This is a genomic window from Sneathia sp. DSM 16631 (assembly GCF_014892235.1).
GTDB classification, from domain to species: domain Bacteria; phylum Fusobacteriota; class Fusobacteriia; order Fusobacteriales; family Leptotrichiaceae; genus Sneathia; species Sneathia vaginalis.
This window is the reverse complement of record NZ_JADBHL010000006.1, coordinates 55,660-63,244: the sequence shown is the minus strand read 5'-3', so window position 1 is coordinate 63,244 and position 7,585 is coordinate 55,660. Positions and strand designations below refer to the sequence as shown.

Here is a 7,585-nt window from a genome sequence, read left to right as displayed (position 1 = left end):
CTAAAAAACGGCTATAGATACAGTAAACACTGGTCTATAGCCTATTTATATCCTTAAAAACTGTCAAACTCGAGATTATAGTCCTATTTCAACTATTCTACAACTACTAATTCTCTATTTTTTAATATATACTTTTTATTAGCAATATTTGCAAGATTTTGGCTATGTGTTACTAATATTATTGTCTGTGCATTTTCTTTATTTAATTTAATGAATAAATCATTTATTTTTTTACTATTTTCTTCATCTAAATTCCCTGTTGGTTCATCTGCTAAAACAATACTAGGATTATTTATTAATGCTCTTGCTATGGCGACTCTTTGTTTTTGTCCACCAGATAATTCATTAGGATAAAAATTTATTCTATCTTCTAAATCAACTAATTTAAGTAACTCTATTGCTCTTTTTCTTATTTCATTTTTTGAAGACTCTTTCATCGCTAATGCTGGTAACATAACATTTTCTAGTGCTGTGAATTCTGGCAATAAATAGTGAAATTGGAAGACAAACCCTATATTTTTAGCTCTTAATTTTTCAAGGCTCTTATATGAAGACTGATTAAAAAACTCTACCTGGCCATCATATTTAGTATCTAAAAGTCCTAAAATGTTTAATAATGTCGTCTTACCACTACCTGATTTACCTTGTATAGATATTAGATCTCCTTTATCTATCGTTAAATTTATATTAGAAAATATTTTTATATCTTCTACCTTTGTCTTGTATTCTTTGGTTAAATTTTCTATTTTTAATAAGTTCATAAATTAAATCTAATCGCCTCCGTAACATCTAATTTTGCTGCCTTTCTAGATGGTAGATATGAGGCTAGTAAAATTATTAAAAATGATATGGCATATATCAATAATTCTTCTTTTATATCTATTTTTATAATCAAATTTGAGATATAGTATGTTTTTATCAAATAGTTTTTAGATATAATTTGTATAACTCTTAATACTATAGGTGATAGAATAGCTGATAAAATTATACCCCCTATTCCTAACATACTACCTTCTATTATGAATATTCTTTTTATCATACCTTTTGTATATCCACAAGCTTTTAATATACCTATATCACTTGTTTTTTCACGTATTAATATATTTAATATTATAGACACTATAAAGCTTGAAATTAAAAATAGCATACTAAGTATAAGAATTAGTATAAACTCTTCAAAGTGTACAGCAGCTAATAGGTTTTCATTTTCATCTGCCCATGTAGTTGCCTGTATATCGTCATCAATTGAGTTAATTTTTTGCTTCAATTCATTTAAACTCTTTATGTCTCCAGGATGTTCAACTCTAACATCTAAGCTATTAATATTATTTCCTGTTTCCTCTAAAATTTGTCCAACTTCTAAAGGCATTATTACAAGATTACTATCATAAGCTAAAAAACCAGTCTTAAAGAATCCTTGGACTTTTACACGAATTTCTCTACCATTTAATGATGCTACGCTTATATCATCACCAAGCTTAATATGCATATCCTTTGCCATTTCTTGACCTATATATGCATAATCTATACCACTTACCTTATTTTTTTTAACTAAATTTAAGTTTAACTTTTCTATTTCTGTTGCACGAATTATAGGCATATAATTATTATCATTATACTTAACAAATCCTTGAACATATACATTAGATACCGTTGTCTTTGCACCATGTTCTTTTACTTTTTTTATGATTTGCTTATAGTCTCCCTCAACTTTGGGAGTATACTTTATACTTATATGTGGACTCAAAGTTAATAATGAATTAATCATATTTTCTTTTAATCCATTTGATATTGTTAGAGAAACTATAAATACTATCAATGATAATGCTACTGATATTATTGAAATAAATGTTTGAAACTTTCTTTCCTTTATATGTCTATATGCTATAAATAACTCTATCATTATACTTCAACCTTCAATTTTGTAATTTTCATCAATAATGCTATGAATAAGTATTTTTTTTCCATATTAAGACGTATAATATATCTTTTATCTTTAGTAAGAAGTGCTATGCAATTATCATATTTACTTCCACCAACTCTTGTTCTCATAAATTGCAATTTAACTATATCTTTTAAATTTATTCTATTTTTTTCATATATCAAAATATTTTCATCAATTACTATTCTATATTTTATTAATTTATAAATATAGTATATGATATACACTACTATTACAACTAGTATAGCATATTGTAACATATGCTTTTTAGAAAACTTTGCTATATTCAAAACAAAAAGTGCTATAATTATCACTAAAAATAATATAGCCTTTAGGCTATACATAAATGAAAGTCTAAATGTATGCTTTATATTTGTATCCACTGTCTCTTTTTTTACTTTTTCTAAGATTTCATTTACTTGTTCCATTTTTATCCCCTTTATCGTCATCAACAAATTTATAGACTCTTTCTTTATCATTGGACATATTCAATTGATCTCTTGCAATTTTTTCAATATTTTCAGAATTTCCAGAATCTTTAATTTCTTTTTCTAAACCTTCTTTTATCTTCTTTTGTTCTTCAATTTGCTTTTCAAGAACTTTTGTTTTTGATTTTTCGTTAGCTATTAAAACTTGTCTTCTTATTATTGGAAGTAGCAAAAATATTGCAAAAAACAATACAAATAAAATTAAAAGAATTATTCTATCCTTTCTTTTCATTTTCTACCCCTTGTCTTTTTTTATTTTGTTTATAATCTCAATAAAGCTATCTAAATTTTCAAACTTATTATACACAGAAGCAAACCTAACATAGGCAACTTCATCTATATCTAATAAATGCTTTAAAATTAATTCTCCTATTTCAGTGCTTCTTATCCCTTTACTATATTTTTCTCTTATTTCTATTTCTATATCTGCTACAAGATCCCTTATATCATCTGCATTATATTTTCTTTTAACTAAAGCTCTAGTTATTCCGTTATAAATTTTTTTTCTATCAAAAGGTGCTGTACTGTTATCTTTTTTTATTACTGTTATGGGTTGAAATTCTACTTCCTCATAAGTATTAAATCTTTTTTTACAAACCCTACATTCCCTTCTTCTTTTTATCCTATTATCATCAACTAGTCTAGAATCTACTACACTAGTATCTGTACTTTTACAAAAAATGCATCTCATCTAATCTTCTTCCTTTGATAAAAGAATTTCAGCTATTTCTTCTTTTGATTTTGCACTTAATAATTCAGATTTAAAATTAGGTTCTCTTATAAATCTTGATATTTTTGCAAGTAAAATTAAATATTCTTGTGATAATTCATTTGGTGATAAGAACATAAAGAATATATTAACTGGTTTACCATCAACAGCATCGTATTCTATTGGATTTTTAGAAATTCCTACTGTCATTATTAATTCTTTCACAAAATCTGACTTAGCATGTGGTATTGCAAATCCTTCACCTATACCTGTACTTCCTAATTTTTCTCTTTCTAGTAAATCTTCATAACATTTATTCTTATCTGTTATTTCGCTACTATTTTGAAGTTGTTCAAATAGTTCTTTTAGAACTGATTTTTTATCTTTTGCTTCTAAATTCAAATTAACCGTTTCAACCTTTAAATAATCTGTAATCTTTTTCATTTATATACTCTCCTTGTTATTATTTTCCTATAATCTAAATCAATATTAAAATATGTATTAATATATTTTTCATATTCACACACTTTATCTTCAATATTTCTTGTTTCCTTAAAGTTACCTTCAAAATATATACCCAAATCTATCAATATTCTTTTTAAAAAACGAGATATAAACTTATACACATACTCTAAAGACTCAACTTTTTTTTCATCTACTTCTTCTATGTAATCATATATTTTTTCTATTCTCTCATACAATTCTTTTTCTTCTTGATTGTACTCAAGTATTTTATCTAATACATATACTATATATAGACAAAGTTCAACTTTTCCTATGCTCTTGCTTGTATCTACATTCTTTAATAGCCTATAGTCTACTAAGCTAGTTTTACTACCATTTTTTTCTATTTCTGTATAAATATAGCTAGTTGGTGTTAATGCATAAAGTTCTTTTTTCTTACTTACCCTTCCCCTATATGAAATACATGAAATTTTACCATAAGTTTTTGTAAATAGAGTGACTAGTATATTTGATTCATTATAGTATTTTCTACTTAATACTAGTGCATTATCTTTTAATAACTCCATAAATATTCAACTTTTTCTTTACCATCTTGTATATTAATTTTTATCGGCATATTATTTATATACGTAACATTTATTACTAATGAACCACAAATGATTTTGGTTATATTTCCATTTTTAACTATATATTCCTTATTACCTTTTCTTGTACTTTTATTAATCCCTCTCATTTCACTTAATAATTTAAATATATCATTTGATGAATTGGATAATGTTTGTTCTACAGTTTGGTTTAATTTAGGATAATATATGTATTTTTTACCTTGCTTATATGTATATATCTCACCTTTATTTGTAGAGGGAAATAAGACTTCTACCTTAATATTATTTGGCTTATATTGTAAAACATATTCTTTTTCTGTTCTATTACTTCTTTCTAATATCTTTGCTCTAAAACTTGTATTCAAAAAATTTGCCATAGTAAAACTTGAAATTAAAAAACAAACTAAATATTTTTTCACTATTATTTCACCCCTTTAACTACTAATACTATACGTATATTTGCGTACTTATATGTAGGTTCAAATATTAACTCTTTTGTTTGCTTAAATTGTTCTTTGTTTTTTAGATAATAATTTCCTATCATTATATCCTTAGGGATTATATCACTTACTCCTGAGGTCTTTATTTCAAAACTATTATTACCATTAATATCTATATCTGTGTTATAGTTTTTAACTGAAAATGTACCATTACTATTACCCCTTAAAATACATAAGTACTCATTATTTATTATTACACCAACTTTAGAGTCTTTACTTGTTAATAAGGTTACTTCTGAACAATTCTTATCTAATTTTGTTATCTTACCTATCATATTCCCGTTATATACTACTACTTGATTTAACCTAATTCCATCATCGCTTCCCTTTGATAAGTATAAGGTATCATCATCTTTTATATCAGAAAACTTAACTTCGCATGCTATTGTATCTAAATTTAGAAATTGTTTTAATTCTAGTGTACTTCTTAAGTTTAAATTTTCAATTTCTAATGCTTTTGCCTTATTTTCCACAAATTCTTTTTCTTCAACTTTTTTTTGTAAGTCCTTTATTTTTTCTATATACTTATCACTATTTGAAACCATGTCAACTTTAGTTCTAAAATTAATAGCACTTTGGTATAGGTTATCCTTGTACTTTACTAATCTAAAATTCACATTTTCTACAACAAAATCATATGCATATATCATTTTCTTTCTAACTAAAAAAATAAAGGATATAATTACAACTATATATATAATCTTTTTTATAGTTTCTATCTTTTTATTTCTATTCACTATATATCCACTCTTTCAACTTTTATTATAAATTATATCATATTTTATGGCAATATAAAAGCACCTATACAGGTGCTATATTAAAATGTATGTAATTCATATTTTATTCTTGCTTTTGTTTTTTCTCTTTCAAAATTTTGTCTTTTCTTTTCATCCATTTTTTTGTAATAAAATACATACTCTAGGTTGTTTTTCTTTCCATCAAATATTTGTGCTAGGACTTTTTCTCCAACTTTAATATCAACATATTTTTTTTGTATTTCACTTCTTGCATTTTCAAATGAATATACTTCTGTATATACTTTGTTTACTAATCCATCTTTTACTTTAACTAGTAAATATTTGTCAGCAATATTTTCTAATCTATCTCTAACAAATGCATATTCTACAAGATAGTATTCGTTATTTTCTTTAACTATTTCAAAATCAGGCTTTTCATTTTCAACACTGCCTACCCAATAGCCAACATAATCGTTGTATCCTATATTTGAGAAACTAAAAAATGAAAATATTAGTGCTAATAATATTAAATATTTTCTCATATTGCCTTCCTTATTCTACATTAAATTCTTCACCATTTTTTGATATAACTAATGTTTTAGTTTTATCATCTAAAGTTCTTTTTACATACAATTTACCATCTTTTTCATAAATTTGTATATCTCCATCAACTAAAACTTTTTCTTTTCTAAGTTTTAATATATCTAGTATTTCTTGTTCAGGTTTCTTATCCCAATCAAATGCACGTCTACAGTAAGGATCTCCTTCTCCTTCCATCATTTGTTCAGTTGCATAATAAATACAAGGAACACCTTGATAGAACATTAATAAATTAAGTCCTGCTAATAGCTTATTCTTTGATTTACCTACCTGTGTATAGAAACGTTCTTTATCATGTGAATCTAATAAATTAAAGCATTGCTTGTTGTTTTGTTCCCTATATCTCATAAGTAACATATTAAGTCTGTCTGATAATCCCTTTTCATCTAACTTTTGTGTTGCAAAATAGTCTACACAAGCTTTAGTGAACGCATAATTCATAGCACTGTCAAATTGATCTCCTAGTAAATATGTATATGAATCATGCCAGTCTTCTCCAACTATTATACAATCATTTTTTTCATTTCTAACTTCTTTTCTAAATCGTCTCCAAAATTCATGTGGTAATTCGTCAGCCACGTCTAATCTTAGACCATCTATATCATATTTTCTTATCCAATTTTTTGTAATGCCTATTAAGTAGTCTACTACTTTAGGGTTATTTCCATTCCATTCTGGCATATATTCACAGTCTGCAAAAGTCATATATCCATCTTTTGTTCTTCTAAAGTAGTCGTAGTACTTATCATCATTAAAGTAGTTGTGTTGATTGCTACAATGATTAAATACAACATCAATAACTATCTTTATTCCATATTCATGAGCTTTTTTTACAAGATTAATGAATATTTCATCATTACCAAAATGTTCATCTATTTTTTCATAGTCAATAATATCATATTTATGATTTGATATAGACTTAAATATTGGAGTTAGGTATATGGCATTAATTCCTATACTGTGTAAATATTCAATTTTATCATATATACCTTCTAAGTCTCCACCATAGAATGAATGTGGTGTAGGTATATCTTCCTTTTGCATAGTTATATATGAAAAGTCTTTCTTATTCTTACCTCTATTAAATCTATCTATAAATATTTGATAAAATACTGCATTCTTAAACCATTCAACTTCTTCTACTATATCAACTTCATTTATATGTGCATATTGGAAATAATTATAGAAGCTCTTATTATAATCAAACTCCTTACTTAATCCTTCTTCAAAATAGTAGTACATTTCATTAGAGCTGTCATAAATTCTAAACACATATGCTAGTCTTGGATCATCTAATTTTAGTTCTACTTCATAGTATGAATACAATTCATCATTGTACTTTATCTTCATTTCTTTTTCAAAACGCACATCATAGAATGTGTACTTACAACCATATTCAATAATTACTTTTTGAATATCATCATTTCTTGCTACTCTTAGTCTTACAACAAATTTATCAACCGATTTAGGGTATGCATAATTTGAATCTTGTAGGTGTAATATAGCTTGTTTATTCATAATTGTCTCCTTTTTTTCTAT

At 25.5% G+C, this 7,585-nt stretch carries 11 protein-coding genes; all 11 read right to left on the bottom strand.

What is annotated here, in order from left to right; all coding sequences use genetic code 11:
- Positions 1 to 92: 92 nt before the first annotated feature.
- On the bottom strand, positions 93 to 761 hold the full coding sequence (locus IMK15_RS03715) for an ABC transporter ATP-binding protein (protein ID WP_192941941.1): 669 nt from the start codon (positions 759 to 761) through the stop codon (positions 93 to 95).
- Positions 758 to 1,903, bottom strand: coding sequence for an ABC transporter permease (locus IMK15_RS03710; RefSeq protein WP_192941940.1), 1,146 nt, complete (start codon positions 1,901 to 1,903; stop codon positions 758 to 760). Before IMK15_RS03710 ends, IMK15_RS03715 begins: the two co-directional genes overlap by 4 nt.
- Positions 1,903 to 2,370 (bottom strand): hypothetical protein, encoded by a 468-nt coding sequence (locus tag IMK15_RS03705; protein WP_192941939.1) that lies wholly within the window; start codon positions 2,368 to 2,370, stop codon positions 1,903 to 1,905. Before IMK15_RS03705 ends, IMK15_RS03710 begins: the two co-directional genes overlap by 1 nt.
- A complete protein-coding gene (locus IMK15_RS03700; protein ID WP_046328411.1) occupies positions 2,354 to 2,662 on the bottom strand; it encodes an FtsB family cell division protein in 309 nt (102 codons plus the stop codon). The genes IMK15_RS03705 and IMK15_RS03700 overlap by 17 nt, the downstream gene beginning before the upstream one ends.
- A 3-nt stretch (positions 2,663 to 2,665) precedes the next feature.
- Complete coding sequence (gene nrdR / locus IMK15_RS03695) at positions 2,666 to 3,121, bottom strand: transcriptional regulator NrdR (protein ID WP_192941938.1); 456 nt, start codon at positions 3,119 to 3,121, stop codon at positions 2,666 to 2,668.
- A complete protein-coding gene (locus IMK15_RS03690) occupies positions 3,122 to 3,583 on the bottom strand; it encodes a PTS sugar transporter subunit IIA (protein WP_192941937.1) in 462 nt (153 codons plus the stop codon).
- Positions 3,580 to 4,170, bottom strand: coding sequence for a DNA repair protein RecO (gene recO, locus IMK15_RS03685; RefSeq protein ID WP_192941936.1), 591 nt, complete (start codon positions 4,168 to 4,170; stop codon positions 3,580 to 3,582). Before recO ends, IMK15_RS03690 begins: the two co-directional genes overlap by 4 nt.
- On the bottom strand, positions 4,158 to 4,628 hold the full coding sequence (locus tag IMK15_RS03680) for a hypothetical protein (protein WP_192941935.1): 471 nt from the start codon (positions 4,626 to 4,628) through the stop codon (positions 4,158 to 4,160). The genes recO and IMK15_RS03680 overlap by 13 nt, the downstream gene beginning before the upstream one ends.
- A 2-nt stretch (positions 4,629 to 4,630) precedes the next feature.
- A complete protein-coding gene (mreC, locus tag IMK15_RS03675) occupies positions 4,631 to 5,446 on the bottom strand; it encodes a rod shape-determining protein MreC (protein WP_192941934.1) in 816 nt (271 codons plus the stop codon).
- Between the two features lie 80 nt (positions 5,447 to 5,526).
- The gene (locus IMK15_RS03670; RefSeq protein ID WP_192941933.1) at positions 5,527 to 5,988 is read right to left on the bottom strand and encodes a hypothetical protein; all 462 of its coding nucleotides are present in this window, start codon (positions 5,986 to 5,988) and stop codon (positions 5,527 to 5,529) included.
- A gap of 10 nt (positions 5,989 to 5,998) precedes the next feature.
- Positions 5,999 to 7,564, bottom strand: a complete 1,566-nt coding sequence (locus IMK15_RS03665) for a glycoside hydrolase family 13 protein (RefSeq protein ID WP_192941932.1) — start codon at positions 7,562 to 7,564, stop codon at positions 5,999 to 6,001.
- Positions 7,565 to 7,585 lie beyond the last annotated feature (21 nt).

Bases quoted from the DNA above. Each gene is read 5' to 3' on its own strand.
- nrdR (WP_192941938.1), bottom strand. From the start codon at position 3,121: ATGAGATGCATTTTTTGTAAAAGTACAGATACTAGTGTAGTAGATTCT.
- IMK15_RS03665 (WP_192941932.1), bottom strand. From the start codon at position 7,564: ATGAATAAACAAGCTATATTACACCTACAAGATTCAAATTATGCATAC.
- IMK15_RS03690 (WP_192941937.1), bottom strand. From the start codon at position 3,583: ATGAAAAAGATTACAGATTATTTAAAGGTTGAAACGGTTAATTTGAAT.
- IMK15_RS03715 (WP_192941941.1), bottom strand. From the start codon at position 761: ATGAACTTATTAAAAATAGAAAATTTAACCAAAGAATACAAGACAAAG.
- IMK15_RS03710 (WP_192941940.1), bottom strand. From the start codon at position 1,903: ATGATAGAGTTATTTATAGCATATAGACATATAAAGGAAAGAAAGTTT.
- IMK15_RS03670 (WP_192941933.1), bottom strand. From the start codon at position 5,988: ATGAGAAAATATTTAATATTATTAGCACTAATATTTTCATTTTTTAGT.
- recO (WP_192941936.1), bottom strand. From the start codon at position 4,170: ATGGAGTTATTAAAAGATAATGCACTAGTATTAAGTAGAAAATACTAT.
- IMK15_RS03700 (WP_046328411.1), bottom strand. From the start codon at position 2,662: ATGAAAAGAAAGGATAGAATAATTCTTTTAATTTTATTTGTATTGTTT.
- IMK15_RS03705 (WP_192941939.1), bottom strand. From the start codon at position 2,370: ATGGAACAAGTAAATGAAATCTTAGAAAAAGTAAAAAAAGAGACAGTG.